Consider the following 26,867-nt stretch of genomic DNA (forward strand, 5'->3'; position numbering starts at 1 on the left):
GCCTGGTTCGCTTTGTTATTCCAAATCACACATCGATCTGATTGGCGATCAGCTGTTCAGCTGTTGCTTTGGCAATCGCCGCGGGTTCTGGATCAAACCCCATGTGCGCTGCAACGATCGCGCCTTCCTTCAGGATCAGCAATTGTCTGGCGAGCAGATCAGGATCATGCGCACCGGCGTCCGCACAAATTGATCTGAATGCCGTTTGCAACAGTCTCTTGTGCTCGGCTGACTGTGCATATGCCGGATGATCAGGATCCTGAAACTCGCTTGACGCCTTGATGAACATGCAACCCTTGAATGCGGGTTCCTCGAACCATTCCTCCAGAATGTCGAATATGGCTGCGAGGCGATCTTTCGGCGGCAAGGCTGTATCGTCAAGCTTGCGGAAAAACCAGTTCCGGAACGTTTCATCGCGGTATCGAAGCACTGCCAGTATCAGCTCATCTTTCGTTCGGAAGTGCTTGAACATTGTCGTTTTGGAAATGCCTGTTTCGGCAACCAGTGCGTCCATGCCCGTGGCATGAAATCCTTCCCGATAAAATATCGGCAGGGCTTTTCTGACCAGTTCGTCGCGTTTGCTCGGGCGCATCACGATCCTTTCTGTACTGATTTGTACATAGTTCAATACGAGTACTCGTTCAAGTCACAAGGTGCGAGATTCATAGGGAAATGCGTAGTTTTCATCGCGTGAACGATCTGGCGATCAATCAAACTTCACTTGACTTAATGAACTGATCGGTACATATGTAAAGTGTACAGATCAGTACATAATGGAACTTTTCACCAGAGGAGAGTTTGCATGTTCACACTTAGACCCGCATTTCCGAGTGGTTTTTATGTCGTGGGTGCCGCAACGACCGCGGCTCTGCTGGTGATAGCTGCCTTGAGCGCCGATCCCGCCGAGACGCAGCATATGAAGGCGTCGACGCCTACGCCTTCACCGCAAATCCTAGCCATGGAATTGAACCAATGACCGAACAAAGACCTCCCTTGCCACCTTTCACACGCGACACGGCAATTCAGAAGGTACGCGCAGCCGAAGATGGCTGGAACGGACAGAATCCCACAAAGGTCGCCCAGGCCTACACATCCGATACCATCTGGAGAAACCGCGCCGAGTTTCCGGTCGGCCGGCTCGAGGTCATCGAATTTCTGACACGCAAATGGCAAAGGGAGCACGAGTACCGCCTGATTAAAGAACTCTGGACGTTTGAGGACACCAGAATCGCGGTTCGTTTTGCATATGAATGGCATGATAGCGACAAGAACTGGTTTCGCTCCTATGGCAACGAAAACTGGGAATTCGCTGCCAACGGTCTGATGCACCGGCGCTATGCAAGCATCAATGACCTGGCAATTTCCGGGAGTGAGCGAAAATTTCACTGGCCAATTGGCCCGCGTCCCGTTGACCATCCCGGGCTCAGTGAGCTTGGGCTTTGAAAGACGAGAGTGGCAACCCGCTTCAAAAGGAACGTGTGCGATGACCCGTGCATTCACTGAAATTGCCTTCACCAAGGGTGTCAGGGAAAGACAAAGCGAACAAGGTTCGCGTGAGAGTTATGCGGCGCTCGATGATGAGACGGCCGATCGCGGTGACCGGTTGACCGCGGCCGAGGCGCAGTTCATCCGGGCTCGGGACGGCTTTTATCAGGCGACAGTTTCTGAAAGCGGATGGCCCTATGTTCAATTCAGAGGCGGACCTGTCGGCTTTTTGAAAGTACTTGACGACAAGACCCTCGCCTATGCGGACTTTCGTGGAAACCGGCAATATATCAGTCACGGCAACTTGGGTTCGGACAGTCGCGTTTCGATTATCCTGATGGATTACCCGAACCGCGCCCGCTTGAAAATCTGGGCGCAAGCTCAGCAGAAAACGATTGCCGGAAACGAAACACTTGCCGCCTCTGTAACTGAAAAGGGGTACAGGGGCCTTCCCGAGCGCGTCATTTTGCTCACAGTTGAAGCCTTTGACTGGAATTGTCCGCAACATATTCCACAGCGCTTCACGCTTGCCGAACTTGCCCCTGACCTGAACGTTATGCGCAACCGCATTCGGGCGCTGGAAGAAGAAAACGCTGAACTCAAGGCGTTTTTGAAATCCTCGACGTGACGCCAATCGTTCCCCACGAACGGCGTTGCACTGACCGGACCATCCGCTTCCGCAGCAGTCGTTTCGCTACCTGTCACCTTGCTCAAAGCGAGCAAAGGGTCATTTCACCGTTGTGCAAGAAGCACCCCTTGTCAAAGACCGAAAGATCGACCGGATTCGGCAACCGAATGTCCGACACGTCCGGCAAGGACTTTTTCGACGGATCATAGGACCGGTGGATCTGCGACAAAAACACCAAACGGACATGGCTGGTGTCCGCAAGTTTTCTCAAGGCAGCAACCTGGTCCGCAAGTTCGGGCGCTACACGACGCTGATCCAGGATCTGCAAGTAATCGACGACCGCAATCGTTTCTTCCGACGTTCCCGACAGGCGTTCAATGATCACTTCTGCGCACAAGTTGTCCGACAGCTCGATGTCAATCGCGGCGCTGCGTTGCCGACCAACACCGGTCTGCACCAGGGTCTCCTGGACATCGTCATGGGAAAACTCTGAAGACAAAAAAACGGAATTGAAGCCTTGCGCGGACGCTTGTGACAGCAACTGAAGTCCCAGAACCGTTTTGCCCTGGCCCGGTCTGGCAGCCAGAAGCAGCATTTCGCCCGGCTTGAGGCTGGAGAAAATCGCAGCCTCCGGGCGCGACCGATGATGGAAACTCGCCAATTGCCCCCAACTTTGGAACCCCTCGGTTGAGGCAATACGATCCAGAGCCCGGCTAAGCGCAATGTTTTCGCGGCGTGCAAGAAGTCTTGCCTTGCGTTTCAGACGGAAAATTGGAGCTGACAGATGCATTTGCGACCTCCTGAGCCACATGCGAAACGCGCAGTCCCTCCTTATGCGAACGCATGATCAGGCAGTTCAAACATCAAGCACCCTGCAGGTCAGCTGCTGCTCCGTTTGGAGGGAGAAGGCGTGGGTCGAGCCTAAGCTGATGCTAACTGATTCTGGCAGATGATTTCCAGAAACACCGTCACTTAGATATCGCGGCTCAAGCCTTTTTGATGCAACTCCTCAAGATAGACACCCCAGTGTTTTTCCGGTTGTTGACCCAAATCCAGAAAGTACCGCCAGGAAAAAATGCCGGAATTGTGCATGTCGTCAAAATGAATGCGGACCGCGTAGTTTCCCACGGGCTCGACCTTCATGATTTCAACATTCCTCTTGCCCGGGATTGTCTTCTTTTGAGAGGGTGCGTGTCCCTTGACCTCGGCAGACGGTGAGCAAACCCTCAGATATTCCGCAGACAGCTCATGCCGCTCGCCATTATCAAAGGCGATCGACAGGGATTTCCTGTCATTGGAGACACGCAATTCGGTTGGCCAGGGAGTGCTCTCTTTGGTCATCAAGGTCCCGTCCGGGTGTCTGTTGATCGTTGCATGACGGCGACGATACGTTTTCTTGTTTGCCCGTCAAGCGGCGTTTTGACCCGCCGCTTTCACGCTTGCATAACCGTCGAGCGCGGCCTGCCTTGCAGCAGCATGATCAACGATCGGCAACGGATAGGTCTTCCCAAGAACGACCCCTGCCCGCTCCAGTGCAGCTTGCGGCGCGTTAAAGGGTTCAAACAGATGGGGGGCTTCAAGATTCTTCAGTGCCGGTACCCATCGTCTGACATAGTGCCCTTCGGGATCGAATTTCCGCGCTTGCGTGATCGGATTGAAAATACGGAAATAAGGTGCCGCATCTGCTCCGGACCCGGTCACCCATTGCCAGCTTGCAGAGTTGTTGGCGAGGTCGGCATCCAAAAGGGTGTCTCGAAACCAGGCCTCGCCATGATGCCAATGGATACGCAAGTGCTTTACCAGAAAGCTCGCAACGATCATGCGCACCCTGTTGTGCATGTATCCGGTCTGCCAAAGCTCCCGCATGCCGGCATCAACAATCGGATAACCCGTTTCACCCCGTTGCCAGCGTTTCAGGTCATCTGCCTCCTCGCGCCATGGATAGGCATCAAATGTCGATCGCCAGTTGGAACTTGGCAAGTCGGGGAAATGATAGAGCAGATGATGCGCAAACTCTCTCCAGGCGATTTCGGACAGGAATTTATGGCCATCGTTGCCGGTTTCGGCATTGGAAAGCATACGCTTTCGCGTTTCGTGCCAGACCTGGCGCGGCGACACTTCGCCGAAATGAATATGAGGTGACAAACGCGATACGTTCTGCAGGTCGGGGCGATTTCTCAGTTCGCCATATCCGGGCAAACCTGTTGTCAAAAATGAGTTCAGACGCTTCAAAGCCCCGTCTTCACCCGGTTTCCAGATGTCCTCCCAGCCGGCCGCCCAGTCGGGACTGGAAGGCAGCAGGTCAAAATCTTCCAACCGGCCGCTCAGCGGACATTCCACAAACCTGATCTCCTCAGGCGCCGGCAGCGCATCAGGTACTTCCAAATTCTGCGCTGTCTTCCAGAACGGAGAATAGACCTTGAACGGTCCGCCCGTCCTGGTTTTCAGTTCCCAGGGTTCGAAGAGCAAAGATGCCTTGAAGCTTTTTCCATTGAAGCCCTCTTCCTTCAAGACGGCCTTGATTTCCGTGTCCCGCTCCATCGCGTGCGGTTCGTAGCGCCTGTTCCAGAAAACGTTCGACACTTCAGCGTCCCTGGCAAGTTTCGGGATCAGGTGTCGCGCGTCACCTTTCAGAAATACAAGGCCGGGCAGCTTTTGTTTCAAGGCTGTAAGGCTTTGATGGAGCCACCACTTGCTCGCTCCACCCATGGGATGGGTGTCGCCTGTCTGTTGAGGATCTTCATGGATATAGACGGGCAACACAGATCCACTATCCGCGGCTGCAAAAAGCGCCGGATTGTCCGTTGTCCTCAGGTCCTGCCGGAACCAAACCAGTGTTGTCATGCTGCCTCAAAATGTTGTTCCACAAAGGAATACGTCGGAGTCAGCGGATGGATCAGCAAAACAACCGGTGCCGGTGGCACCGGTTTCCGCTTTCCTGCAGCTGATCTATGCGGCTACAGGTATCTTGGCTGCCTCGCGGAACTTGCCGAAGTGTACGTCCCAACCTGCATCCAGCGCGCTGAGCATCATGAATGCGGCTTCTCCGGCGGCCTGTTCAATGCCCTCATGCGTTAGCGTCAATCTGGTTCCTCCCGCTGCGTCTTCGAGCGTCCATCGCACGGTGGTCATGGCGCCTTTCAGGGGTTTTACTGTGAACGTGTAAACCAGGCTGTCGTAAGGGCGCATCTCCAACACCTTGCCCCAACAGATCCGGGACATGTCGCCGTGATGGTCAAGCAGCGTGTAGTCTGCTCCCTCCTTGAGATCGTGTTCTGCCGGATGAAACCAGCGTGCCAGTTTTTCCTTCTCGGTCAGGAACGTCCACACGACCGCGCGAGGCGCTTCCAGAAAAATGGTCTTTGTGATCGTTGTTGTACTCATTTTCCCGATTCCTTCTTTTCTTTCATGTCCCTGGAAATCTCACGCTGCAAATCGGCAAGCTTGATATCCCAGAATTGTTCGAAATACCCTAGCCACTCAAATGCCGACTTCAGTGATTTGGGCGCGAGGCTCTTTCGACGCTCCCGTCCGCTTACCTCGCTATTGATGAGCCCTCCTTCCTCGAGGATGGCCAAGTGCTTGTTGATCGCTGTCCGGGTGATATCAAAGCGTTCGGCGATATCGGAAATCGCCAGATCCTCCTGTGCCAGAAACAAGAGAATCTGACGTCTGGTCGGGTCTGACAATGCACGGAAAACCTCCTGAGGACCGGTATTCATTTGCGATCCTCAACGATCGGCAGAAAATCAAAAGGCCCGTCCTGGTAAAGAAATGTCACACATTCCACCGCAGAGACACATTTGCTCACATGTGCCACTCCCGCCGGTATCTCATAATAGTCGCCGGCCCCTAGAACTGTTTCTGCACCATCCGGAGCGCTACCGGACAAGTGGACCATTTGTCCGGAAACGACGAGGCCATACATCCCTGCGCTTTTCATGTGAACCGGACTGACAAGACCTGCCGGCAAACGCACCATCGCCATGTAACTTTCTTTGAAGCGATTGCCTTTCAATGGTGCGAAGGCCACACCCTCAACAGTTGTTTCCCAGGACAGCGCCTGTTGAATCGACAACCTGATTTCCGAAGCCACCACTTCTGACGCAGTTGATCCCAGCACAATGGCGGCTGCAATTGCCTGAAACATTTTGCCAATTTTCATCGAACTCTCCTTACAACACCTTTTGGTGTCATAATATATAACACCATTTAGTGTTATTTCAAGCATCGTGCGCTTTTAATATTCAAAGAAGAAATTGCTTTTAGTTCGAAATCGTATTAACTTGTACGAAATCGTACTAATGGAGTCTTCAATGACACTTTCCCGCAGAAAAACCCTGGCACTTCTTGGTGGCGGACTTATCGTCGCAACAGGCGCAGCGGCCGGAGCATTTGCGATGACCAGGACGCCTTCCAAGGCGCTCGCCCCTTGGAATGCTGCAGGGGACTATGAAGACCCCCGACTTTTCGCGCTCTCATACGCGCTACTTGCCCCCAATCCCCATAACAGGCAACCGTGGCTGATCGATCTGGAAAAGGACAATCAGTTCACACTCTATCGGGACAAGACCCGGGACCTTCCCCATACCGACCCGTATCACCGACAGATCTTTGTCGGCCTCGGTTGTTTTCTCGAATTGATGACGATTGCCGCTACCCTGCGAAACAGGACTGCAAAAATTGAGCTGTTTCCGGAAAGCCCAGCTGACCCGATTGCGCGGGTTCAGTTGGCAGAAGGTGGTGATGTTGACCCATTGGCTGATCACATTCTTGCGCGTCGATCCTGCAAGGAACCGTATCTGGACAAACCGGTTCCAGAGAAAATCGCAATCGAACTCGGCAGGTACGGTACGGTTTTCACCAAAAATGGGGAGGTGGACCGCATAAAGGCACTCACCTGGGAGGCATGGCTGACGGAAATGCACACCCATCGCACGCTGAAGGAAAGCGTGGACCTGATGCGCTTCGGCAAAACCGAAATCAACGCCGATCCCGACGGTATCGATCTGGGCGGACCCTTTTTGGAAAGCCTCATGCTTGCAGGGATTTTGACCCGTGAAAACCAGCTGGACCCGACGACAACCGGTTTCCAGGAAGGGATAAAGCTCTACCGGAAAATGCTGGCGGCCACACCGGCCTATATTGCGCTGACAACATCAGAAAACAACCGGAAAGATCAGATCGACGCAGGCCGGCGCTGGCTTCGATTGAATCTGGAAACGACGCGGCTTGGCCTGGCCCTGCATCCGGTCAGTCAGGCCCTGCAGGAGTTTGATGAGATGGAACCGCACTACCGTCAGGCGCACGAGTTACTTGCCAATCCCGGAGAAACTGTTCAGATGCTGGGTAGATTGGGATACGGCCCAATGACGCCCCCTACTCCCCGGTGGCCACTTGCGACACGGATCATGAATGAATAACGAAACACGAACCCTTTTCTTCAGCTTTTTCAATGAAATCGGCATCATAGCGCAGTTGAGCCGTACCGCACTCGAAGCACGACTGCCAAAGGGGCTGACCTTGCCCCACTTCAGCGTGATCAACCATCTGATCCGGGTCAGAGACGGGCAAACGCCACTTGCCATTGCCAGAGCGTTCCAGGTGCCCAAGACAACTATGACCCACACCCTGAACGGGTTGGCGGAAAACGGGTTTGTTGAAATTCGTCCGAACCCCGAGGACGGTCGGAGCAAAACTGTCTGGCTGACGGATGCGGGCCGCCGGTTCAGAGACGAGGCGATCAGATCGATTGACCCCGATATCGAGGCCTTTCGCGCGCGCTACCCCGAAGACAAGATCCGGGCTCTCGTTCCTGATCTTGCAGACATTCGGGCTGTTCTTGACGCCAATCGGGACTAAAGGACAATTTCGGCCGGATTGACAAAAATACACTGCCAAGTTTACCTGTTGGCTGAATGCAGATAACGAATGTCCGGAACAAATTGATATTGTTTCCGGTCGCGCCATATGATGTGGTCAATAAAGAAGAAATTGTGGGAGAGCAGAGCGTGACAGACGGTAAGATTGTTATTCCTTCAGAAGGTTCGGACGCTGCAGGTCTACCGTCACCGATGATCGACCCCTTCGGCCGTTCCGTTACATATTTAAGGGTATCCGTTACGGACCGCTGTGATTTTCGCTGTGTCTATTGCATGGCGGAAGACATGACATTTCTCCCGAAGCGGGAGGTTCTCAGTCTTGAAGAGCTGGACCGTCTCTGCACTGCATTTGTCGAAAAAGGTGTCCGTAAGCTCCGCCTGACCGGTGGTGAGCCACTGGTGCGCAAGAACATCATGAGCCTGATCCGGAGCCTCGGACGACATCTTGAGAGTGGTGCTCTCGAAGAATTGACCATTACGACGAACGGCTCGCAGCTCGCCCGTTATGCGAACGAGCTTTACGAATGCGGGATCCGGCGGATCAATGTTTCCATCGACACGCTTGATGCCCAGAAATTCAAGGCCGTCACCCGTTGGGGCAATCTTGGCAAGGTCATGGACGGCATTCGTGCCGCAACCGATGCCGGGCTGAAGGTCAAGATCAACATGGTTGCGCTCAAGGATGTGAACGAACACGAGATCGTCCCGATGCTGCAATGGTGCCACGAACAGGGACATGACCTGACCCTTATCGAAACCATGCCGCTTGGCGAAATCGATGGGGACCGCACAGACCAGTATCTCCCATTGTCCACTGTAAGGGCCGGGCTCGCCGAAAAATTCACGCTTACGGACATCCCGTACAAGACAGGAGGTCCGGCGCGATATGTCACGATCGAGGAAACAGGCGGCCGGTTGGGCTTTATCACGCCTTTGACACATAATTTCTGTGAAAGTTGCAATCGTGTCCGCATCACCTGCACCGGACAGCTCTATATGTGCCTGGGTCAGGACGATATGGCAGACCTTCGCGAACCGCTGCGTGCTTCAGAGGGCAACGATCTTCTGAACAATGCCATCGACGAGGCTATCGGTCGCAAACCGAAGGGGCATGACTTCGTGATTGACAGGAAATCCAGACAACCTGCCGTTGCACGTCACATGAGCGTCACCGGCGGCTAGCACCCGGGTTTCTCCGCCCCTCGGTCCTTGAAAGCGCAGCCTACTCTGCAGGTATCAGTTCTCGCATTGTGGCTGCGCGTTTGATGGATAGTGCGGCCAGCAGGCTCATGACGATTCCCATCGCCATAACCCAAATCATGCTCCAGGGCGAACCTGCAAGGAAACTGTCGGCAAACAACCAGGCGACCAGCGAGCCTGCAATTGCCCCCATGCCGACCTGCATGGAGGCAACAAGTCCGGAAGCCGCACCTGCAAGTTCGGGCCGAACACTGACAGCACCCGAAATCGCGCTCGGCAGGCAGACGCCGTTGCCAAGACCAAGAACGAACATCGGCAGAAACAAGCTTGCAGCGGTTACGATTCCGCATGCGGCGAACCCGGCGATAAGCGCGACGGACAGCGCGGCGATAAGAGTGCCTGCGAGGATCATTGGATAGAGCCCGATCCGTTCGGCAAACCTGCCGGAAATATAGTTTCCGACGATGTATCCGAGCGCGACGAACATGAAATAGAAGCCCATTTCGGCAGCGCTCAACGAGAGGAGTTGCGCTGCTATGAACGGAGCGCCGCCAAGATAGGCGAAATAGGTCAGTGCGGAAAACGCTGCCGTAAGTGCGTAGCTCCAGTATAGCGGCTCTTTCATGAGGAGCCGGTATGAGCGAAGGACCTGACCCGGACCGATAGTGGTGCGTGTCTTGTTGGTTTCCGGCAAATACAGAACACTTGCCACCAGCACGACAATTCCAATTATCAGCAAGAGAAAAAACCCGCCCTGCCAGCCGTAGAACTGGTCCAGAATGCCACCGATCGCGGGGGCTATGGTCGGTATGACAGCCATTCCCATCGTCACATAGCCGATCATGCTTGCCGATTGCCGCGGCCCGTATAGATCTCTGACGATCGCGCGACCAAGCACCAATCCCGTACAGCCTCCTGCGGCCTGAAGAACACGTGCTGCTATCAGGGCTTCAATCGTGGAGGCGATCAGGCAGAGGATACTTCCGACAACGAACAGAAACATTCCAATGATGATGACGGGACGGCGCCCGAACTGGTCCGACAAGGGCCCCCAGAACAATAGCGAGACCGCAACCGCAATGAAAAACGCCGACATGGAAAGCTGGATTTCACCTGATGAAGCTGAAAAGACAACCATCATCCCGGCCAATGACGGCAGATAAATCTGCATCGCCAACGGGCTCATTGTCGAAATCGCAATCAGCATGCCGAGAGAGGGTCTTCCCTCAACACTCTTTTGCTCTGCCTGGCGGGAATCCATGCGCGGAGACACACCCTCTACATAGGATTGAAATTATACGAAGACTCAACGAGAGGTAACTTACAGACAAGGCGTGATCCGCGCGTGAAACTGGTACCAACGCGGGCAAAAACAAGAAACTCATGGATTTTCCGGCACGGCCTCAGTCAATATCAAGGTCTGATCCGTCCCGGTGAAAACAGGTCTGAAAACAGGGAAATAGCTTGATCAAACAACGGAGCGTGGCCGGTTTTCAATCCGGCCACCGCAACTGAGTTCTCAATTCTCAATCAAATACGATCTGCGGTGCAGCCCTTCCTGCCGCGCCTTCCGGATTGTCGATCGTCGACATGACCTTGCTTGCGATGTCCTTGTAGATGGCGGCCATCGGTCCTTCCGGATCGGATACGACAATGGGTGTTCCCGCATCCGACGTTTCCCTGATCTTCATCGTCAACGGAACCTCGCCCAAAAACGGTACCCTGAGCCGTTCTGCTTCCGCGCGCGCACCTCCGTGGCCGAAGATATCGTGACGTCCGCCGCAGTCCGGGCAAAGGAAGTAGCTCATGTTCTCGACAATGCCAAGAACCGGCACATCAACCCGTTTGAACATGTTCAAGCCCTTGCGCGCATCGATCAGCGCAAGGTCTTGCGGCGTCGAAACGATGACGGCACCTGCCAGAGGAACCTGTTGCGCCATCGTCAGCTGCGCATCGCCGGTTCCCGGAGGCATGTCGACCACGAGGACATCGAGATCACCCCAGGCAACTTCCCGCAGCATCTGTGTCAACGCCGATATGACCATCGGCCCGCGCCAGATCATGGGTGTTTCCTCTTCAACCATGAACCCCATCGACATCACCTTGATGCCGTATCCTTCCAACGGCTTCAATACACGTCCGGAGGCAGTTTCCGGTCTTCCGGAAACGTTGAAGAGCCGCGGAACGGAAGGCCCGTAAATGTCGGCGTCCAGAACACCTACCTTCAGCCCGTTCGACGCCATCCCCAGTGCGAGATTTGCAGTTGTCGTCGATTTTCCGACGCCACCCTTGCCCGAGGCCACCGCAATGATGTGCCTGATACCGGGCACACCAGGTTTCGGGGCAGCCTGCTCGTCGGGTCCACGTTGCGATTGACGCGGTGCCGGCTTCGGCGGGGTGCTGCGGTCTCCACCGGGAGCGCGTTCCGCGGTGAGTGCCACCATCGCATTTTCCACGCCCTCAACTTCCTTGACCACCTTTTCGGCAGCCTGTCGCAAAGGTTCCAGTTCCTGTGCCCGCGCGGCCGGAACAGTGATCGAAAATGCAACGCGGCCGTCGGAAACAAAAACGTCCGACACAAGGCCGAGCGAAACAATGTCACCTTCCAGATCCGGGCCCTTTATCTGCCGCAGTTGTTCGATGACGGCGCTTTTTATTGTGTCGCTCATTGCCTCGTCCTGTGTTGCCGCCAGCCCAAATTCACAGGGCCGACTATTTCGACGGAAATCTAATTTCCTTGGCAGCAAAAACAACCTGCCAAAATGCTGCACGCGTTCGTGCACGCCCGAAATATCCTTGAACCTGCGCAAATGCTACAAAATACACTCGATCGGGTTGCACCCTTGATCACGACAGATAATCTTTTTCAGTCAGATTCTCGCCAGTTTCTGCATCCAGGCTTCAAACCTTCAGGAAAACAAATGCCAACATGCCTTATCACCGCGACCAATCGCGGGATCGGTTTCGAACTTGCCAGAGCAGCTCTTTCCGATGGTTGGAAGGTCTATGGCTCAGTCAGATCCGAGAGTGCCGCTCGCCAATCCGCGGAACAGCTGGGCATCAATAAAGACTATGTACCCGTTGTTTTTGACGTGACGGACCATTCCGCGTTGCACGCGGCGGCACGCAAGCTTGACGACCGTCTCGAGCTTTTGATCAATAACGCGGGTATCATCACACCCGAGCGACAGACCCCGCTCGACATGGATTTCGCAGGATTTTTGCGAACACTGGAAGTTAACACTCTCGCGCCGCTCGCAGTCTCGCAAGCGTTTCTACCTCACCTTCGCAGATCAGACGCGGCCAGAATACTGACAATATCGAGCCAGATGTCATGGATGGGATATCGAAAGGCGGACACGCTCGCCTACCGTGCCTCAAAAGCAGCCGTGAACAAGGTCATGCAAGGATTGGCGACCGACCTCGAGCGAGAAGGCATTCCGGTAGCACTGATCGATCCGGGCTGGGTGCGTACATCAATGGGCGGGCCTGCTGCCGACAACTGTCCAAGCGAGGTTGCGGCGGGAATCCTGAACGTTGCACGATCACTCGAACTCGCAGACACGGGCAAGTTCTTCAAATGGACAGGCGAAGAGCGTCCCTTCTGAACCAACCACGCGAAAAAACCTGGAGCATCGACATGAGCTGGCCCCACCCTCTCACCCTCACCGGGACGCACGTGACGCTTGCACCCCTAGCCCATTGTCATGCTGACGACCTCGCGGAAGCGGCAGCCGAGGGAGATCTCTGGAAAGCCTGGTACACATCAGTGCCCAGGCCGGACCTTGTGCGCGAGGAGATCGATCGGCGACTTTCGCTCCAGCATATCGGGTCCATGCTGCCGTTTTCGGTACTCACCCCCGACGGCAAGGCAGTCGGAATGACGACTTACATGAACATCGATCCCGTGCACAAAAGAGTTGAAATCGGTTCAACCTGGTACTGCAAGGCCGTTCAGCGCACGCCGGTCAACACCGAATGCAAACGCATGCTGCTGGCCCATGCGTTTGAAGAACTTGACTGCATCGCGGTAGAGTTTCGCACCCATTTCATGAACAGGCAAAGCCGAGCGGCAATCGAACGTCTGGGCGCCAAGCTGGATGGCGTCCTGAGATCGCATCAACGCACGTCTGACGGCTCATTGCGAGATACCGCAGTCTATTCGATTCTGTCTCATGAATGGCCAGCGGTAAGAACGGGGCTGGATTTCAAGCTTGCAGAAGAACGGTGACGCTCTTATCCACATAAAGATTAGCGGTCGAAATTATCCAAAGCTTTCTTTAACCAAGAATACATCTGTGAAGCACACTTTTCCCCATAACTTTGCAGCCAAAGTGTAATTTCCCACTCTCTTCTTTGAGTTTGACTAACATTTTAAGCAAATGTGAGGAATTGAGGCGCAGGCTGGTTCCATCGGCAAAAAAGATTGGACATGCAATGGAGCTCTACCGCGCCTGCTATCGCAGCAAAATCAAATGGGACAACATGCGCTTGCCCCTTCCCGACGAGATCGATCGCACATTGCTCAGGATCCGTCGGATCAATCGCAAGGCTGGTGTTACCGGAGCGCTTCTGCTGGTGGATCAACACGTCATTCAGGTTCTGGAAGGCCAAACCGGCCAAGTTCTGGACACGGTCTACTGTGTCATGAACGATCCGCGCATGAATGATATCGAAGGCATCATCCACGAGCCGGTCGATTTTCGCCTGTTTCCAAATTCACTTATGTTCTTCCGGGATCTGACTGACGGCATCGCGGCATCCAACCATCCGGTATTGCGTCCGCTGCTGGATCACCCGGGCGACGTTACGAGGGACGAGGCCTATCTGGCCTTCAGCCATTTTGCGACTGAACTTCAGGCAGGCAGGCTGACGAACGACATGCTCATGATCTGAAGGCCGGGCGCCGACAGGCACCTGACGAGGAATGCCTGCTTCGGCTTGTCGAGCACTTTATGCGATCAATGCTGCAAGGAGCCGGTCTCAGCACCCTGCTCTTTCCTCGATCGACACGATCCGCGTGTTGCTCATCGCAGCAACAATGCCCGTGAGCGGTGAGCCGATCACCGCATTTTCAGCCTTTAAGACCTTGCCCTCCTGCTTTACCCTCCCATAGTGTTTCTAAAACAAACACATATGGAGTCGCGCGCTGTTGTCAGGCCCTTACGTGCTGAAACCCAATCCGCTGGATCCAAGGCTTTCGACCTCTGTCAGCGGCATCGACCAGAATGGCCAGACGGTTGATACCAGGGTTGTTACCGAAAAACCTCTGACGCTCTACCTGAATTCGCAGGAAGTCGTCACGATGATGACCATTGGCGATCATCCGGATCTGCTTGCCGTCGGGTACCTGAAAAATCAGAACATGCTTGCCGAGGACGATGTCATCACCGGCATTGACCATGACGACGATATCGACGTGGTCATCGTGCGGACCGAGCGGGAAACCAACTTCGAGGAGAAGCTCAAAAAGAAGGTGCGCACGTCCGGTTGCGCGCAGGGAACAGTTTTCGGCGATGTCATGGAAGGTTTCGATACGGTCGCGCTGCCACAAGAGGCCAATCTCAAGACGTCCTGGCTTTACGCACTTACCAAATCCATCAACACGACACCGTCGCTCTACCTGGAAGCCGGTGCGATCCACGGATGCGTGCTGTGCCGGGGAGACAGACCACTTGTCTACATGGAAGATGTCGGGCGGCACAACGCCGTCGACAAGATCGCCGGCTGGATGGTGCTGAACAACATTCCGGCGAGCGACAAGATTTTTTATACCACCGGCCGGCTGACCTCCGAGATGGTCATCAAGACGGTGATGATGGGCATTCCAATACTTGTCTCCCGGTCCGGTTTCACTGCCTGGGGCGTTGAACTTGCGCGCCAGTCCGGACTGACACTGATCGGCCGGGCGCGCGGCAAGCGTTTCGTTGCGCTTGCAGGGGCAGAGCGAATTGAGTTTGACATGGACCCGGAGGTGGCAGAAGACGAGCCAGCCAAGGTGAAACGCAAAGGGAGCATGACTGCACGATGATGGCGAAGCGCACTGCCTTGACCGTCGACAAGGTTCTCGGCTGCATTCTGGCGGGCGGACAGTCCAGGCGCATGGGGGGCGGTGACAAAAGTCTGTTGGATGTTGGTGGCAAATCCATGCTCGACGTGATCCTGGATAGACTATCTGCACAGGTGTCCGAGATCGTCCTGAACGCCAACGGTGATCCGGACCGCTTTGCGAAATTCCACCTTCCGGTCATCCCGGACCCAGTCGGAGACTATGCAGGGCCTCTCGCCGGTGTTCTTGCCGGACTGACGCATGCGAAGGCACAAAGACCCGATGTCAGCCACGTGGTTTCCATCGCCGGTGACACACCGTTTTTCCCGACGAACCTGGTGGACCGCTTGTGTTCCTCGGTTCCTGCCGACAAGCCGGTGATCGCGCTGGCGTCGTCATCGAGCAAGCTTCACCCTGTCTTCGGTCTGTGGCCGGTCGCTCTCAAGGATGATCTCCACACCTGGCTTGAAACCGGTCAAAGCGGAAAAGTTCTCGCATTCGTCGACCGGCACGACAGTGTGGAAGTTTCCTTCGATCCTGATCCGGCAACAGGCCTAGATCCTTTCTTCAATGCAAACAAACCCGACGATCTGGCGACCGTTCGCGATACCCTGAGCTCCCGCATCTCATGACAGCAACACCCGTCTTTGGCATCACCGGCTGGAAGAACTCCGGCAAGACACAGCTCGTTACCCGGCTTGTTGCGGAATTCACCGCCCGAAACTTCAAGGTCTCGACCGTCAAGCACGCGCACCACAATTTCGATATCGACAGGCCCGGTGCCGACAGCTATCGCCACAGGGAGGCAGGTGCGAGCGAAGTCGCCCTGGTTTCCGGGCGCCGTTGGGCGCTCATGCACGAGCTCAGGAACGAAGATGAACCGACGCTGAAGGATATACTGTCCCGCCTTGCACCCTGCGATCTCATTCTGATTGAAGGCTACAAGCGTGAAGACCATCCGAAAATAGAAGCCCGACGAACAGAAACGCTGGACCGCGGACCGCTGGCACCTCAGGATCCGAACATACTGGCCATCGCAGCCGACCACCAGCTGCCTGATGAAAGCTTGCCGGTGTTCGACCTCGATGACATTTCGGCAATGGCGGATTTCATTCAACACCACCTGGATCTCAAAAGGTCGCGGCTATGACTGGCAAGCCCCTGCTTGACGACTGCTTTTTGCACGACAAGGACAGGTTACGGCACCACGAGGCCCTGGCGATCCTGAAAAGCAGGCTCACCGCGATCGCAGGGACCGAACTTGTCAAACTGGAGTATGCACTTGAACGGATTCTTGCCGAAGACATAACCGCTTCGCGCAACATCCCGCTCGCAGATAACTCCGCCGTTGACGGCTATGCCTTCCGGCATGCTGACTTTGATGAATCCGGAGGGTTTTTCAGACTTCAGCAACGGATTGCAGCCGGTCACGCAAGTGCCGAAACGCTTGGCCCCTGGGCAGCTGCGCGGATTTTCACCGGCGCCGTCATGCCGCCTGGAGCAGATACTGTCGCGATGCAGGAAGACTGCGAAACGCACAGCCAGGACGGAGAAGAATTTGTCATAGTACCGCAGGGCTTGAAGTGGAGCGCAAATTGCCGGAAAGCCGGAGAGGATGTCGCAGATGGCACGTCCATTCTGACCGCTGGCCAAAAGTTGCGTCCGCAGGATCTTGCCGCCATTGCTTCAACCGGACAGGCAGAAGTGTGTGTCTACAGGAAACTCAAGGTCGCGTTGATATCAACCGGCGACGAGTTGCGGCGCCCGGGTAACCTGATCACTGTTGGTGACGTGTACGATTCCAACCACTATCTGTTGCGCGGTCTGGCATCCACCGTCCCCGTGGAAATTGAAGATCTCGGTATCCTGAAGGATGATATGGCTACTGTCGAGGCTGCTCTAAGAGACGCTGCCGACAGGTTTGATGTCATTCTGACAACCGGAGGCGCCAGCCGAGGTGAGGAAGACCACATCCTCAATGTTCTTGACGTGCTTGGGAACCGGCACATGTGGCAACTTGCCATCAAGCCCGGCAGGCCGATGATGTTCGGAAACATCGGGGCCTGTGTGTTCCTGGGGCTTCCCGGCAATCCGGTCGCTGCGATGGTTTGTTTCCTCCTATATGCGCAACCGGTCATAAACCTACTGTCGGGGGGGGCTTTCAGGGAGCCACAAGCCTTTCAGATGCCTTCCGCATTTGAAATTTCCAGGAAGAAACCGGACAGACGCGAGTTTTACCGTGGATACCTGGACACAGACGACGAAGGCCGCACGGTGGCGCAGAAGTTCATTCGCGATGGGTCGGGTCTGATCACCGGTTTGCGTGAGGCGGACGGATTAATAGAGATCCCGGAAAAGGTCACGGCAATCGGCAAGGGTGACATGGTTACGTTTCTGCCGTTTTCCGGCTTCGGCATCAGATAAACCCGGCAGTTTCCCGCCGGGTTTCTGGATGGTCTTAGATCAGTAGGCGTAAGGCCAACTGGCCGGAACAAACCGGTAGCTGTCCCCTGCCTTGGAAACGCGTCCCATCCCCGGAAACGGGATATGCGCGCCTGCAAAGAAGAGTTTGTCGGTAGCGGCCTGATCAAAAAACTTCTTTCTGGTCTCAGCGGCCTGTCCTGAATCAATATCGAACCCGATACCCCATCCTGGCTTGTCGAACTGGTAGACCGTCATGTGAATGATATCGCCGGCAACTACCAGCGTTTCGCCGTTGCTGTCGAAAACATATCCGGTGTGTCCCGGCGTGTGCCCGGGCAATGCCATTGCCTGAACGCCCGGCATCAGTTCCTTGTCGCCAGAGAACAGGGTCTGATTGCCTTTGTAGGCTTCCGCAGCGCGGCGTGCGCCAAGAAAGAATGGCTTGAACTGCTCGGGAGCACCGTTCATTGCGGCATCGTCAAACCAAAAGGCGTTGTCGACTTCCGGCAGGATCAGTTCCGCGTTGGCAAAGACCCTGTTGCCATCGCCATCGATCGCGCCGAACAGGTGATCGGGATGCATGTGCGTGATCAGGATGGCATCGATCTGGTCGGGTGATACGCCTGCAGCTTTCAGGGCTGAGGGCAGACGTCCCATAGTCGGACCGAGTGCATCTGACGTGCCTGCGTCGACAAGAACGAGACGGTCACCGGTATTGACGAGATACGCATTTACCGGGATACGCAGAGCGTCTCCTTCAATGAATGCCTCGTCGCGGAGCCTTTCACCTTCTGCGGCATCGTAGCCGACGACAACTTCCGGTGTCACATCAAGGTAACCGTCCAGAAGCGCGGTGACTTCCATGTCGCCTACCTTGTAGCGAAGCGCCCCCGCCATCGGTTCGCCAGCTTTGGGAGCGGCTGCATTTGCAACACCGGAAACAAGGGTGACACCGCCGGCAGCTGCAAGAGCCCCTGCCCCGGCGGCTGCGCCCAGCATGGTTCGTCTGGAAAGAGAAATGTCGGATTTGGTCATGAACTGCCTCCCGGCTTGACCTGATAAAGATATTACTGAGAAGCCCCGATCGTGACTCCGATGGGGCTCTTTTATAGGTGTTTCATTCAATTTGATTTTGAAGAGCGGTAAACCTTATAAAACTCATAAGTACCATTTATATATAGCTGCAACGATGTGCGTTTTCGATGCAAAGGCCAATATGGACAAGCTCAGTGCACTTTCAGGTTTCGTACAGTCCGTGAATCTGGGAAGTTTTTCAGCCGCCGCCAAACACCTTGGCGTTTCGCAGCCCGCAATCAGCCAGCAGATTCGCGGTCTGGAGGACCAGTTGGGGACACGATTGCTGAACCGTACGACACGGCAGCTTCGCCTCACGGAAGCCGGAGAGCGATATTATGTCTATGCGCGTGACATCCTCGACCGGCTGGTGGAGGCCGACCGGGCCGTTCAAAGTGACGAAACACAGATGTCCGGTCCGCTTTCGATCGGTCTGCCGCTTGGCTTTGCTGAAAGCGTGCTCGCCGATTTCCTGATCCGCTTCAAGAAAGAACATCCCTGCTTGCTGCTGGACGTGTCCCTGTCTGACCAGTTCGTGGACATCATCCAGGAACGCCTGGACGTCGCCATCCGGATGGGAGAGATCAAGGACGAACGCCTGATCGTGCGAAGACTTGGTGTCGCCCGGCGATGTCTGGTCGCTTCGCCTGACTACCTCGAGCGGAACGGCCAGCCCGTTCATCCGGCAGAGCTGAAGGATCACGACTACCTGCTCTACAAGAACATCTCGACCGGAGACCACGTACCTTTCATCAGCACACTCGGAGAGAAACTTTCGATCAAGATCAATCCGACAATGATCGTGAACAACTCTTCCACATTGCGTCAGGCGGCGCTGGCAGGTCTCGGCATAACCATAGCCAATCGCTGGATGATCGAACCCTACCTGAAAACAGGAGAGCTGAAACTGGTCCTGCCCGAATGGCAATACCCGCCTCACCCGATCCACGCGGTCTATCCCTCCAACCGGTTCATACCATTCAAGGTACGCCGGTTCGTCGACCGGTTGCAGGACTACTTCAAGGATATGGGAGCTTTGGATGGCTCGGCCGGCCATCTCTATGACTGAAAGTCCTTGCCGTGGTGTTGCTTGTCCCTGAAGCGATAAAGAGACCTAGATTTCGTCCACGGCCACGTACCAAGTTTCCTTCAAAGCATCGGCTTCCCATGTCTGCCAGGCAGCTGTTTCGGTCATTGCAGCACGATACTGCTCGAAGACAGGCGACTGCGTCAGCGTATAGGTCACGAACCGGCTGACAACAGGTGCGTACATGGCATCGGCGATGGTGAAATCTCCGAAGAGGAATGGCCCTCCGGACTTTTCCAGACACTCGCTCCAGATCTCGACAATCCGGCTGACGTCGGCCTTGACAGCCTCGTCGACGGCAAGCATTTCCACCGGGCGGCGCATGTTCATCGGACAAGCTCCACGTAACGCGCTGAAGCCAGAGTGCATTTCGGAAGCAATCGCTCTTGCCCGGGCACGCATTGCCTTGTCGGCCGGCCAAAGACCCTTTTCAGGGTAACAATCGGCCGCATATTCAAGGATCGCCAAACTGTCCCAGACCGTCAGGTCGCCATCTTGCAGAACGGGCACCTTCATGCTGGGAGAAAAGGCACGGAACTTCGGATTGCCATTTTCAAAATCAAATGGAACCAGTGATTCCTCAAACGGAATCTCCTTGTGCTTCAATGCAATCCACGGCCGGAATGACCAGGAGGAATAATTTTTGTTTCCGATGAAGAGTTCGAAAGATGTCATCCTGTCCCCCAGTTATCGGCAGTGAAAAATTATCGGCTGCGCGATCAAGTTGGAAATTAACATGTGAAATTGCTTAAAGCGTCCGGGCGTGCGACACAAATTCAAGTGTTTCATGGTTTTGATGAACAAGTTTGATCCTTCGTTCTTGCCGGAAGCAAACGAGGTGAGTGTCATGAGCAGATCGTTCAACAGTTTGCCGACCTGCACCGATTATCGAAGCCTGTTTCGCAGCCTGTCGATGCTTTCCCCAAAGATACACACCTATAAATTGCATAAAACCATGCGCTGCACTGTGTTTTTTTCGCAGGAACGGTTGAAATTTGGTTCGAAGTGTATGGAATAGAGCCATCGAGCAAAAAGGCGGGACGAACCCGTCTGCGCTGCGAAAAAATAATAGGGGAATATAATATGCGTGTTTTGCGTATGGCTGCAGCAGCTGTTGCTGTTCTGGCTGCCGTTGGTGCGGCCGAGGCGAAAGACTGGTCGAAGGTACGTATCGGGACAGAAGGCGCCTATCCTCCATTCAACTCGCTGACATCCGACGGCAAGCTTGTCGGTTTCGACGTCGACATCGCCAAAGCGCTTTGCGAAGAAATGAAAGTTGAATGCGAATTTGTCGTGCAGGACTGGGACGGCATGATCCCTGCTCTGCAGGCGGGCAAGTTTGACGCGGTGATCGCTTCCATGTCTATAACCGAAGAGCGTCTGCAAAAAGTCGACTTCTCCAACAAGTACTACAATACGCCGCCTGCGATTGCCGTACCGAAGGACTCCAAGATCGCCGGTACGGGCGACGAGCACCTCAAGGGCGTTGCTCTCGGTGCCCAATCTTCGACAACCCACTCCAACTATGCCGAAGAAAAGCTGCCGTCTGCCGACCTGAAGCTCTACCCGACCCCGGACGAGTACAAGCTCGACGTCGCCAGTGGCCGTGTCGATGCCGTGATCGATGACGTTGTTGTTCTGTCCGAGTGGCTCGACACCGATGACGGTTCCTGCTGCAAGATCCTCGGAACACTTACTCCGGATCCGGTCATCAACGGTGAAGGTGCAGGTATTGCGATCCGCAAGGGTGAAGATGAGCTGAAAGACAAACTCAACGCAGCCATCGAAGCCATTCTGGCGAACGGAAAGTACAAGGAAATCAACGACAAGTACTTTACATTCGACGTTTACGGCGGCTGATTTTCAAGTCAGTTCAACACCATTGAAACGCGGCGCCACAAGCGTGCCGCGTTTTGCCGGAGGGGCAAACCCGCGGCGCCGGCCTGAGGGGTGGCCGGAACCACAACAACAAGAAAAGAAAGAAGCGCCGGCTTATGGAAGAAGCTCTGACGCTGCTGTCCTTTGGGGAAAATGGCTGGGGAGACACCATCGCTGCAGGTGTCATGGTTACGGTTCTCCTGGCGATCGCTACATTGCCATTCGGACTTGTCCTCGGTTTCCTGATCGCTTTGGCGAAAAATTCGAGCGAACCCAGCCTCAAGCTGGCGGCAAACATCTACACAACGATTTTTCGAGGCCTGCCGGAACTCCTGACCTTGTTCCTGGTCTATTTCGGCGTACAGATCGGGATCCAGCAAGGCCTGAAGCTGATGGGTTTCGATGCCTTTATCGAGGTCAATTCCTTCGTCGCGGGCATGGTCGCGCTTTCCCTGGTGTTTTCGTCCTATGCATCGGAGGCATTTCTGTCGGCTTTCAGGGGCATTCCTCAAGGCCAGTATGAAGGTGGAAACGCACTCGGACTTTCGCGATATCAAACCATGACGCTTGTGATCCTGCCGCAACTCATTCGCCTTGCTCTACCTGCGCTCGGGAATCTCTGGCTGATTCTTTTGAAGGAAACGTCCTTGGTTTCTGTGATCGGTCTTCCAGATCTCGTTCGTGAGGCCGGAATAGCCGCCCGTGTCACCAAGGAACCCTTTCTCTTTTTCGGCATCGCCTGCCTGGTCTACCTGTTGCTTGCAATGATCTCTTCAACGGGCCTTTCACGCATCGAGCGCTGGACCAAGAAGGGAGAGGTTGCAAGATGATCGCGGCCAATCCTGAAACCGGGCAAATTCGCCCACCCGCACCGCCTCGCGCGTGGACAAACATTCGTATTTTCGGCCATGTTCTCATGGCTCTCTGGATCATATCCGGTGCTTCTCTTTTGTATTTTCTGGGCAGCAACGTCGCGAGCACGTTTGTAGAAAAGTACTGGCTGAAATATGTCGACGGCTTTCTCGTAACACTTCAGATTGTCGGACTTTCCCTGCTTGTCGGCGCGTTGCTCAGTATTCCTGTCGCGCTCGCGCGCAACTCGAAATGGAAGATTTTTTCTTGGCCAGCCTATGGCTATGTCTATTTCTTCCGCGGGACGCCGCTGCTCGCCCAGACTTTTCTGATCTATTACGGCGCCGGTACCTTCCGGCCAGAACTGGAAGCTGTCGGGCTTTGGGGGTTTTTCCGGGAAGCCTGGTATTGCGTGATTTTCGCGTTTTCACTCAACACGGCCGCCTATCAGGCCGAAATACTACGCGGTGCCATACTGAACGTGCCGAAAGGCCAATGGGAAGGTGCTGAGGCACTCGGAATTTCAACGCCGGTCACCTTCTTCAAGATCATCCTGCCTCAGGCTCTGATGGTGGCGCTGCGCCCCTATGGCAACGAAATCATCCTCATGATTAAGGGCTCGGCAATTGCCTCCATCATCACGATCTACGACCTGATGGGCGAAACAAGGCGTGCATATTCCAGATCCTACGACTTCCAGGCCTATATCTGGGCCGCGGTGGCCTATCTTTTGATCGTCGAAACCCTGCGCCGTATCTGGGACAAGATCGAAGCCCGGCTCACGCGCCACCTGAAGCGGTGATATCGGGTCCATAAAATTGATCTCAGCCGGGCGTGGCCCGGCATTCATCTCTTTGCCAAACCTGATATCAGGGGTATCAGCCTGCGGCACAGATCCGCGTCAACTGAACACGCATTGCCTGGAAGTTTCTCATGTCCAATTCGCTTTCCGATTCCGATGGTCTCCACCCGGACAGTCTGCTTGCCCACGCAGGTGGCGGGTTCGACGCGGCGACCGGTGCCGTCGTACCGCCGATCCAGACAGCGACAACCTTTGTCCGGGATGAGGACTATGAGCCGGTCCTTCCCGGTCACATCTACAGCCGCGACAGCAATGCGCTCTACCGGAAGACTGAAAAGCTTCTCGCTGCCCTTGAGGGCGGGGAAGACAGCCGTCTGTTTGCATCGGGGATGGCAGCAATCGCCGCAATTGTGCGCAGCGTCAAACCTGGCGGGACCCTGCTCGCGCAGTCCGGCATCTACTGGGGCACTACCTTGTTCCTCAGAAAACACTGCGCACGCAACAACATTGCCCTCGTGGAAGCCGATGCCAGTGATCTGTCGGCTTTTCAAGACGAGTTTTCCGTCACACAGCCGGATTTGGTCTGGCTTGAAGTCCCGAGCAATCCATTCCTCAAGGTCGCAGACATTCGCAAGATTGCAGAGCTGTGTAATGGAACTTCGGCGGTTCTATGCGTTGACGCGACCGCGGCAACGCCGCTGATCCTGAAGCCGCTCTCTTTCGGTGCTGACCTGGTCATGCATTCAGCAACAAAGGCGCTCAACGGGCATTCCGACCTGCTTGGCGGTGTCGTATCCACCAGCAATGCCTCCAGTGAGGTCTGGACGTTCATCAGTGAAGAACGCCAAAATGCAGGTGCAGTGCTCGGGTCCTTCGAAACCTGGCTTCTTCTGCGTGGGCTCAGAACCCTTGCACTCAGGGTCGAGCGGATGAACACAAATGCGATTGATCTCGCCCGCAGTCTGGAAGCTCACCCCAAGGTCAAATCCGTTCTATATCCCGGATTGAAAAGCCATCCCCAGCACAGCCTTGCCAAGTCCCAGATGACAAACGGGTTCGGGTCTTTGATGTCCATAATGATCGACGGAGGCAAGGACGAATCCCTGAAAGTTGCCGGTGCCCTGGATATCTTTCAGCGGGCCACATCGCTTGGAGGGACTGAAAGCCTTGTCGAACATCGATTTACAATCGAAGGTGAAGGTTCGGGAATTCCGGAAAACCTCTTGCGACTTTCCATTGGCATAGAACACGGCAATGACCTGATTGCCGATTTCGACCAGGCACTGACAACAATCTGACTCAGATTTTGCCGGCTTTTCTCTCATCTCTCATCGATCGCAACCACGTCATGAGTTTCTTCAGTGGCGGCCGTATCACCCCGGGGCGCGTGAGCATGTAGTATCCGGTACCCAGTCGAACCGTGTCTTCAAACAGGACGCGCAGGCTACCGGAGGCGATATCCGGTTCAATGAACGCCATTGCCGTTGCCGAGATGCCATCACCGCGCCTGAGGCCCTCAAGAACCATGTAGCCCGGCAAGTGGGTTATGTTCAGTTTTCCCTTCGGGACGACACCCTGCTCTTCCATCCACATGGCAAGCTCGTTTGTCCCGTATTCCTGCAACCAGGGGAATTCGATTATATCCTCAGGAGTTTCGATTACCTTGTCTCCGATCAGGCAGTTTGCTCCGACCACAGCAAAATTGGTCGGTAACAGGAGTTCGGACTCCAGCCCAGGCCAGTTGCCGCCGCCGAAGCGGATCGCAAGGTCCACGCCGCCCGGCTTCAGCTCGATAACTTCGGCAGTCGGGTTGAGCATCAGTTCGATGTCGGGATACTGCAGGCGAAAGTCGTTGATACGCGGCATCAGCCAGCTGACAGCGAATGAAGGCGTCATCGTAATGTTCAGCGGCCTTGCGGTATCGTCCTTCAAAAGCGCGTCTACCGCTTCGCGTATCGTTTCGAATCCACCACTCAATCCGCTGTAGAGCTGTTCGCCTTCCGGTGTCAGCGCAACACCGCGGCCTTCCCGTGCCACCAGTTGCAGTCCCATGAAATTTTCCAGGCTGCGTACCTGCTGGCTGACGGCTGCATGGGTCACGTTAAGTTCCCGGCCCGCGGCTGACAGACTTCTGGTTTCCGCTACGACCGCAAACACCTTGAGACTGTTCAGGGAGGGTAAAGCTCGCCAATCCATATGTAACTACACCTTACATTATTGAAATCTTCCTGACTCGTTTTTCCGAGCAAAAAAGCACATGTTTGGTTCAGAGACGAAGCGAGGAGTGTAAGACCATGTTAGATATTTATGCCCGCAGCCTTTTGGAAGCAACCCGTTCCTCAAAAAATGATCAGCTGGATCCGCGGACCAAGAAGCGCCTCGCGCAGGAAGCTGCCCAAAAGGAACAGGCTGCGCGTTTGTGGTGGCGCCCACCTTATTGGGTCTGAGTCGGCGGCCGGGTTACAAGCAGGGTGCGCCTGCCCACCTCCCGTCAAGGATCTTTGCAGGAAACCCAGGCTGACAGACGCCGACAAATACCCTAAAACCATGACAAACCAGTTTAGAAAAGGCCCGGCTCGACCGCCGGGCCTTGTTTTGCGAAGGGAGCGCGTCATGGCAAAGGTTGCATTCATCGGTCTGGGTGTCATGGGATACCCGATGGCAGGCTACCTGAAAACAAAGGGCGGTCATGATGTCACGGTCTACAACCGGACCACCGCAAAAGCCGAACGATGGACTGCCGAATTTGGCGGCAGTTTTGCACGAACCCCAAAGGAAACTGCAGCGGGTTGTGATTTCGTCTTTGCCTGTGTTGGCAACGACGAGGACCTGCGCTCGGTGACCACTGGTGAAAACGGAGCCTTTCACGGTTTGAAAGAAGGCGCCATCTTTGTCGACAACACAACGGCGTCCGCCGATGTCGCGCGCGAACTTCATTCCGCGGCAAGGGAAAAAGGCTGCGGCTTTATCGATGCCCCTGTTTCAGGTGGGCAGGCGGGTGCTGAAAACGGTGTTCTCACGGTTATGTGCGGCGGGGATGCTGAAGACTTCGACAAGGCAAAACCTGTTATCGAATGTTTTGCAAAATTCGTCGGGCTGATGGGAGACAGCGGCGCCGGACAGCTGACAAAAATGGTCAATCAGATCTGTATCGCAGGTCTCGTTCAGGGGCTCTCGGAAGCCATTCATTTTGCCAAGAAGGCAGAACTTGACGTTGAAAAGGTCATCTCCGCCGTTCGGGGCGGCGCTGCCCAATCATGGCAAATGGAAAACCGCTGGGAGACCATGCGCGACAGCGAATTCGAATTCGGCTTTGCGGTCGACTGGATGCGCAAGGATCTTGGGATCTGCCTGCAGACCGCCAATGAAACCGGCGCAAGGTTGCCTGTAACGGCCCTGGTCGATCAGTTCTATGCCGAAGTCCAGTCCATGGGCGGAAACCGCTGGGACACATCGAGCCTGATCGCGCGGCTCGAAAATGCTGAAAGAAAGTAGGTAGTCACCTG

The 26,867-nt window shown here is 55.0% G+C and carries 32 protein-coding genes; 20 read left to right on the plus strand and 12 right to left on the minus strand.

Annotation, left to right across the window (positions count from 1 at the left end):
• Positions 1-25 precede the first annotated feature (25 nt).
• Positions 26-592: a TetR/AcrR family transcriptional regulator gene (locus tag LA5095_RS20330; protein ID WP_055118275.1), complete on the minus strand. Its 567-nt coding sequence runs from the start codon at positions 590-592 to the stop codon at positions 26-28.
• A 210-nt stretch (positions 593-802) separates the two neighbouring features.
• Between LA5095_RS20330 and LA5095_RS32800 the strand changes: the two genes are divergently transcribed.
• From LA5095_RS32800 to LA5095_RS20340, 3 genes are read left to right on the plus strand one after another with little or no spacing between them, the layout of a single operon-like run.
• Positions 803-976 carry a hypothetical protein gene (locus LA5095_RS32800; RefSeq protein ID WP_158510419.1) on the plus strand — a complete coding sequence of 58 codons (174 nt, stop codon included), beginning with the start codon at positions 803-805 and terminating at the stop codon, positions 974-976.
• Complete coding sequence (locus tag LA5095_RS20335; RefSeq protein ID WP_055118277.1) at positions 973-1,443, plus strand: nuclear transport factor 2 family protein; 471 nt, start codon at positions 973-975, stop codon at positions 1,441-1,443. The genes LA5095_RS32800 and LA5095_RS20335 overlap by 4 nt, the downstream gene beginning before the upstream one ends.
• 40 nt (positions 1,444-1,483) lie before the next feature.
• Positions 1,484-2,113 (plus strand): pyridoxamine 5'-phosphate oxidase family protein, encoded by a 630-nt coding sequence (locus tag LA5095_RS20340; protein ID WP_055118279.1) that lies wholly within the window; start codon positions 1,484-1,486, stop codon positions 2,111-2,113.
• Between the two features lie 82 nt (positions 2,114-2,195).
• Here the strand turns inward: LA5095_RS20340 and LA5095_RS20345 are convergent, their stop codons facing one another.
• The 6 genes from LA5095_RS20345 to LA5095_RS20370 form a co-directional block, all read right to left on the minus strand.
• Positions 2,196-2,903 carry a DNA helicase gene (locus tag LA5095_RS20345; RefSeq protein ID WP_055118281.1) on the minus strand — a complete coding sequence of 236 codons (708 nt, stop codon included), beginning with the start codon at positions 2,901-2,903 and terminating at the stop codon, positions 2,196-2,198.
• A 182-nt stretch (positions 2,904-3,085) separates the two neighbouring features.
• Positions 3,086-3,454, minus strand: coding sequence for a gamma-butyrobetaine hydroxylase family protein (locus LA5095_RS20350; protein ID WP_055118282.1), 369 nt, complete (start codon positions 3,452-3,454; stop codon positions 3,086-3,088).
• A 66-nt stretch (positions 3,455-3,520) separates the two neighbouring features.
• A complete protein-coding gene (locus LA5095_RS20355) occupies positions 3,521-4,957 on the minus strand; it encodes a cryptochrome/photolyase family protein (protein ID WP_055118284.1) in 1,437 nt (478 codons plus the stop codon).
• A 105-nt stretch (positions 4,958-5,062) separates the two neighbouring features.
• On the minus strand, positions 5,063-5,497 hold the full coding sequence (locus tag LA5095_RS20360) for an SRPBCC family protein (RefSeq protein ID WP_055118286.1): 435 nt from the start codon (positions 5,495-5,497) through the stop codon (positions 5,063-5,065).
• The gene (locus LA5095_RS20365; protein ID WP_055118288.1) at positions 5,494-5,835 is read right to left on the minus strand and encodes an ArsR/SmtB family transcription factor; all 342 of its coding nucleotides are present in this window, start codon (positions 5,833-5,835) and stop codon (positions 5,494-5,496) included. The genes LA5095_RS20360 and LA5095_RS20365 overlap by 4 nt, the downstream gene beginning before the upstream one ends.
• Positions 5,832-6,278 carry a cupin domain-containing protein gene (locus LA5095_RS20370; protein WP_055118290.1) on the minus strand — a complete coding sequence of 149 codons (447 nt, stop codon included), beginning with the start codon at positions 6,276-6,278 and terminating at the stop codon, positions 5,832-5,834. The genes LA5095_RS20365 and LA5095_RS20370 overlap by 4 nt, the downstream gene beginning before the upstream one ends.
• Positions 6,279-6,429: 151 nt before the next feature.
• Here LA5095_RS20370 and LA5095_RS20375 point away from each other — a divergent pair, with 151 nt between their 5' ends.
• The 3 genes from LA5095_RS20375 (at position 6,430) to moaA (ending at position 9,177) form a co-directional block, all read left to right on the plus strand.
• Positions 6,430-7,536, plus strand: coding sequence for an Acg family FMN-binding oxidoreductase (locus LA5095_RS20375; RefSeq protein WP_055118954.1), 1,107 nt, complete (start codon positions 6,430-6,432; stop codon positions 7,534-7,536).
• Positions 7,529-7,975 carry a MarR family winged helix-turn-helix transcriptional regulator gene (locus tag LA5095_RS20380; RefSeq protein ID WP_055118292.1) on the plus strand — a complete coding sequence of 149 codons (447 nt, stop codon included), beginning with the start codon at positions 7,529-7,531 and terminating at the stop codon, positions 7,973-7,975. Before LA5095_RS20375 ends, LA5095_RS20380 begins: the two co-directional genes overlap by 8 nt.
• Before the next feature lie 212 nt (positions 7,976-8,187).
• Positions 8,188-9,177, plus strand: a complete 990-nt coding sequence (moaA, locus tag LA5095_RS20385) for a GTP 3',8-cyclase MoaA (RefSeq protein WP_055118956.1) — start codon at positions 8,188-8,190, stop codon at positions 9,175-9,177.
• Positions 9,178-9,217: 40 nt separating this feature from the next.
• Here moaA and LA5095_RS20390 read toward each other — a convergent pair whose 3' ends face one another.
• Together LA5095_RS20390 and LA5095_RS20395 are read right to left on the minus strand one after the other, a co-directional pair.
• Entirely contained in the window at positions 9,218-10,456 is a 1,239-nt protein-coding gene (locus LA5095_RS20390) for a multidrug effflux MFS transporter (RefSeq protein WP_055118293.1), read from the minus strand.
• A 265-nt stretch (positions 10,457-10,721) separates the two neighbouring features.
• A complete protein-coding gene (locus LA5095_RS20395) occupies positions 10,722-11,864 on the minus strand; it encodes an Mrp/NBP35 family ATP-binding protein (RefSeq protein WP_055118295.1) in 1,143 nt (380 codons plus the stop codon).
• A 252-nt stretch (positions 11,865-12,116) separates the two neighbouring features.
• On the opposite strand from LA5095_RS20395, the gene LA5095_RS20400 reads away from it, so the two are divergent.
• The 7 genes from LA5095_RS20400 (at position 12,117) to LA5095_RS20430 (ending at position 17,668) form a co-directional block, all read left to right on the plus strand.
• On the plus strand, positions 12,117-12,803 hold the full coding sequence (locus tag LA5095_RS20400; protein ID WP_055118958.1) for an SDR family oxidoreductase: 687 nt from the start codon (positions 12,117-12,119) through the stop codon (positions 12,801-12,803).
• Between the two features lie 32 nt (positions 12,804-12,835).
• A complete protein-coding gene (locus LA5095_RS20405) occupies positions 12,836-13,426 on the plus strand; it encodes a GNAT family N-acetyltransferase (RefSeq protein ID WP_055118960.1) in 591 nt (196 codons plus the stop codon).
• 206 nt (positions 13,427-13,632) lie between these two features.
• On the plus strand, positions 13,633-14,091 hold the full coding sequence (locus LA5095_RS20410; RefSeq protein ID WP_055118962.1) for a BLUF domain-containing protein: 459 nt from the start codon (positions 13,633-13,635) through the stop codon (positions 14,089-14,091).
• 256 nt (positions 14,092-14,347) lie between these two features.
• On the plus strand, positions 14,348-15,226 hold the full coding sequence (fdhD, locus tag LA5095_RS20415; protein WP_082442839.1) for a formate dehydrogenase accessory sulfurtransferase FdhD: 879 nt from the start codon (positions 14,348-14,350) through the stop codon (positions 15,224-15,226).
• Positions 15,223-15,876, plus strand: coding sequence for a molybdenum cofactor guanylyltransferase MobA (gene mobA / locus LA5095_RS20420; protein WP_196879283.1), 654 nt, complete (start codon positions 15,223-15,225; stop codon positions 15,874-15,876). The genes fdhD and mobA overlap by 4 nt, the downstream gene beginning before the upstream one ends.
• On the plus strand, positions 15,873-16,394 hold the full coding sequence (gene mobB, locus LA5095_RS20425) for a molybdopterin-guanine dinucleotide biosynthesis protein B (protein WP_055118298.1): 522 nt from the start codon (positions 15,873-15,875) through the stop codon (positions 16,392-16,394). The genes mobA and mobB overlap by 4 nt, the downstream gene beginning before the upstream one ends.
• Positions 16,391-17,668, plus strand: a complete 1,278-nt coding sequence (locus tag LA5095_RS20430; RefSeq protein ID WP_055118300.1) for a molybdopterin molybdotransferase MoeA — start codon at positions 16,391-16,393, stop codon at positions 17,666-17,668. The genes mobB and LA5095_RS20430 overlap by 4 nt, the downstream gene beginning before the upstream one ends.
• 39 nt (positions 17,669-17,707) lie before the next feature.
• Here the strand turns inward: LA5095_RS20430 and LA5095_RS20435 are convergent, their stop codons facing one another.
• Positions 17,708-18,703, minus strand: a complete 996-nt coding sequence (locus tag LA5095_RS20435; RefSeq protein WP_055118302.1) for an MBL fold metallo-hydrolase — start codon at positions 18,701-18,703, stop codon at positions 17,708-17,710.
• A gap of 181 nt (positions 18,704-18,884) precedes the next feature.
• On the opposite strand from LA5095_RS20435, the gene LA5095_RS20440 reads away from it, so the two are divergent.
• Positions 18,885-19,811, plus strand: coding sequence for a LysR family transcriptional regulator (locus tag LA5095_RS20440; protein WP_055118966.1), 927 nt, complete (start codon positions 18,885-18,887; stop codon positions 19,809-19,811).
• A gap of 45 nt (positions 19,812-19,856) precedes the next feature.
• On the opposite strand, the gene LA5095_RS20445 is transcribed toward LA5095_RS20440, so the two are convergent.
• Positions 19,857-20,504, minus strand: a complete 648-nt coding sequence (locus LA5095_RS20445) for a glutathione S-transferase family protein (RefSeq protein WP_055118304.1) — start codon at positions 20,502-20,504, stop codon at positions 19,857-19,859.
• Positions 20,505-20,912: 408 nt separating this feature from the next.
• Here LA5095_RS20445 and LA5095_RS20455 point away from each other — a divergent pair, with 408 nt between their 5' ends.
• From LA5095_RS20455 to LA5095_RS20470, 4 genes are all read left to right on the plus strand, one after another.
• Positions 20,913-21,689: an ABC transporter substrate-binding protein gene (locus LA5095_RS20455; RefSeq protein WP_055118308.1), complete on the plus strand. Its 777-nt coding sequence runs from the start codon at positions 20,913-20,915 to the stop codon at positions 21,687-21,689.
• Between the two features lie 134 nt (positions 21,690-21,823).
• On the plus strand, positions 21,824-22,537 hold the full coding sequence (locus LA5095_RS20460; RefSeq protein WP_055118968.1) for an ABC transporter permease: 714 nt from the start codon (positions 21,824-21,826) through the stop codon (positions 22,535-22,537).
• Positions 22,534-23,361: an ABC transporter permease gene (locus LA5095_RS20465; protein WP_055118310.1), complete on the plus strand. Its 828-nt coding sequence runs from the start codon at positions 22,534-22,536 to the stop codon at positions 23,359-23,361. Before LA5095_RS20460 ends, LA5095_RS20465 begins: the two co-directional genes overlap by 4 nt.
• A 131-nt stretch (positions 23,362-23,492) precedes the next feature.
• Entirely contained in the window at positions 23,493-24,659 is a 1,167-nt protein-coding gene (locus LA5095_RS20470; protein WP_055118312.1) for a trans-sulfuration enzyme family protein, read from the plus strand.
• A 1-nt stretch (position 24,660) separates the two neighbouring features.
• Here LA5095_RS20470 and LA5095_RS20475 read toward each other — a convergent pair whose 3' ends face one another.
• Positions 24,661-25,557, minus strand: coding sequence for a LysR family transcriptional regulator (locus LA5095_RS20475; RefSeq protein WP_055118313.1), 897 nt, complete (start codon positions 25,555-25,557; stop codon positions 24,661-24,663).
• A gap of 98 nt (positions 25,558-25,655) precedes the next feature.
• Here LA5095_RS20475 and LA5095_RS32805 point away from each other — a divergent pair, with 98 nt between their 5' ends.
• Together LA5095_RS32805 and LA5095_RS20480 are read left to right on the plus strand one after the other, a co-directional pair.
• Entirely contained in the window at positions 25,656-25,808 is a 153-nt protein-coding gene (locus LA5095_RS32805) for a hypothetical protein (protein WP_158510420.1), read from the plus strand.
• A 166-nt stretch (positions 25,809-25,974) separates the two neighbouring features.
• Positions 25,975-26,856, plus strand: a complete 882-nt coding sequence (locus LA5095_RS20480) for an NAD(P)-dependent oxidoreductase (RefSeq protein ID WP_055118315.1) — start codon at positions 25,975-25,977, stop codon at positions 26,854-26,856.
• Positions 26,857-26,867 lie beyond the last annotated feature (11 nt).

The sequence above is a fragment of the Roseibium album genome (assembly GCF_001404515.1).
Classification (GTDB): domain Bacteria; phylum Pseudomonadota; class Alphaproteobacteria; order Rhizobiales; family Stappiaceae; genus Roseibium; species Roseibium album.

Excerpts from the sequence above, each read along its gene's own strand:
- LA5095_RS20440 (WP_055118966.1), top strand. The coding sequence starts at position 18,885 with ATGGACAAGCTCAGTGCACTTTCAGGTTTCGTACAGTCCGTGAATCTG.
- mobA (WP_196879283.1), top strand. The coding sequence starts at position 15,223 with ATGATGGCGAAGCGCACTGCCTTGACCGTCGACAAGGTTCTCGGCTGC.
- LA5095_RS20340 (WP_055118279.1), top strand. The coding sequence starts at position 1,484 with ATGACCCGTGCATTCACTGAAATTGCCTTCACCAAGGGTGTCAGGGAA.
- LA5095_RS20330 (WP_055118275.1), bottom strand. The coding sequence starts at position 592 with ATGCGCCCGAGCAAACGCGACGAACTGGTCAGAAAAGCCCTGCCGATA.
- LA5095_RS20350 (WP_055118282.1), bottom strand. The coding sequence starts at position 3,454 with ATGACCAAAGAGAGCACTCCCTGGCCAACCGAATTGCGTGTCTCCAAT.
- LA5095_RS20375 (WP_055118954.1), top strand. The coding sequence starts at position 6,430 with ATGACACTTTCCCGCAGAAAAACCCTGGCACTTCTTGGTGGCGGACTT.
- LA5095_RS20370 (WP_055118290.1), bottom strand. The coding sequence starts at position 6,278 with ATGAAAATTGGCAAAATGTTTCAGGCAATTGCAGCCGCCATTGTGCTG.
- LA5095_RS32800 (WP_158510419.1), top strand. The coding sequence starts at position 803 with ATGTTCACACTTAGACCCGCATTTCCGAGTGGTTTTTATGTCGTGGGT.
- LA5095_RS20410 (WP_055118962.1), top strand. The coding sequence starts at position 13,633 with ATGGAGCTCTACCGCGCCTGCTATCGCAGCAAAATCAAATGGGACAAC.
- LA5095_RS20355 (WP_055118284.1), bottom strand. The coding sequence starts at position 4,957 with ATGACAACACTGGTTTGGTTCCGGCAGGACCTGAGGACAACGGACAAT.
- moaA (WP_055118956.1), top strand. The coding sequence starts at position 8,188 with ATGATCGACCCCTTCGGCCGTTCCGTTACATATTTAAGGGTATCCGTT.
- LA5095_RS20445 (WP_055118304.1), bottom strand. The coding sequence starts at position 20,504 with ATGACATCTTTCGAACTCTTCATCGGAAACAAAAATTATTCCTCCTGG.
- LA5095_RS20455 (WP_055118308.1), top strand. The coding sequence starts at position 20,913 with ATGCGTGTTTTGCGTATGGCTGCAGCAGCTGTTGCTGTTCTGGCTGCC.
- LA5095_RS20475 (WP_055118313.1), bottom strand. The coding sequence starts at position 25,557 with ATGGATTGGCGAGCTTTACCCTCCCTGAACAGTCTCAAGGTGTTTGCG.
- LA5095_RS20405 (WP_055118960.1), top strand. The coding sequence starts at position 12,836 with ATGAGCTGGCCCCACCCTCTCACCCTCACCGGGACGCACGTGACGCTT.
- mobB (WP_055118298.1), top strand. The coding sequence starts at position 15,873 with ATGACAGCAACACCCGTCTTTGGCATCACCGGCTGGAAGAACTCCGGC.
- LA5095_RS20345 (WP_055118281.1), bottom strand. The coding sequence starts at position 2,903 with ATGCATCTGTCAGCTCCAATTTTCCGTCTGAAACGCAAGGCAAGACTT.
- LA5095_RS20430 (WP_055118300.1), top strand. The coding sequence starts at position 16,391 with ATGACTGGCAAGCCCCTGCTTGACGACTGCTTTTTGCACGACAAGGAC.
- LA5095_RS20335 (WP_055118277.1), top strand. The coding sequence starts at position 973 with ATGACCGAACAAAGACCTCCCTTGCCACCTTTCACACGCGACACGGCA.
- LA5095_RS20465 (WP_055118310.1), top strand. The coding sequence starts at position 22,534 with ATGATCGCGGCCAATCCTGAAACCGGGCAAATTCGCCCACCCGCACCG.
- LA5095_RS20460 (WP_055118968.1), top strand. The coding sequence starts at position 21,824 with ATGGAAGAAGCTCTGACGCTGCTGTCCTTTGGGGAAAATGGCTGGGGA.
- LA5095_RS20365 (WP_055118288.1), bottom strand. The coding sequence starts at position 5,835 with ATGAATACCGGTCCTCAGGAGGTTTTCCGTGCATTGTCAGACCCGACC.
- LA5095_RS20395 (WP_055118295.1), bottom strand. The coding sequence starts at position 11,864 with ATGAGCGACACAATAAAAAGCGCCGTCATCGAACAACTGCGGCAGATA.
- LA5095_RS20390 (WP_055118293.1), bottom strand. The coding sequence starts at position 10,456 with ATGGATTCCCGCCAGGCAGAGCAAAAGAGTGTTGAGGGAAGACCCTCT.
- LA5095_RS20470 (WP_055118312.1), top strand. The coding sequence starts at position 23,493 with ATGTCCAATTCGCTTTCCGATTCCGATGGTCTCCACCCGGACAGTCTG.
- LA5095_RS20380 (WP_055118292.1), top strand. The coding sequence starts at position 7,529 with ATGAATAACGAAACACGAACCCTTTTCTTCAGCTTTTTCAATGAAATC.
- LA5095_RS20400 (WP_055118958.1), top strand. The coding sequence starts at position 12,117 with ATGCCAACATGCCTTATCACCGCGACCAATCGCGGGATCGGTTTCGAA.
- LA5095_RS20360 (WP_055118286.1), bottom strand. The coding sequence starts at position 5,497 with ATGAGTACAACAACGATCACAAAGACCATTTTTCTGGAAGCGCCTCGC.
- LA5095_RS20435 (WP_055118302.1), bottom strand. The coding sequence starts at position 18,703 with ATGACCAAATCCGACATTTCTCTTTCCAGACGAACCATGCTGGGCGCA.
- LA5095_RS20480 (WP_055118315.1), top strand. The coding sequence starts at position 25,975 with ATGGCAAAGGTTGCATTCATCGGTCTGGGTGTCATGGGATACCCGATG.
- LA5095_RS32805 (WP_158510420.1), top strand. The coding sequence starts at position 25,656 with ATGTTAGATATTTATGCCCGCAGCCTTTTGGAAGCAACCCGTTCCTCA.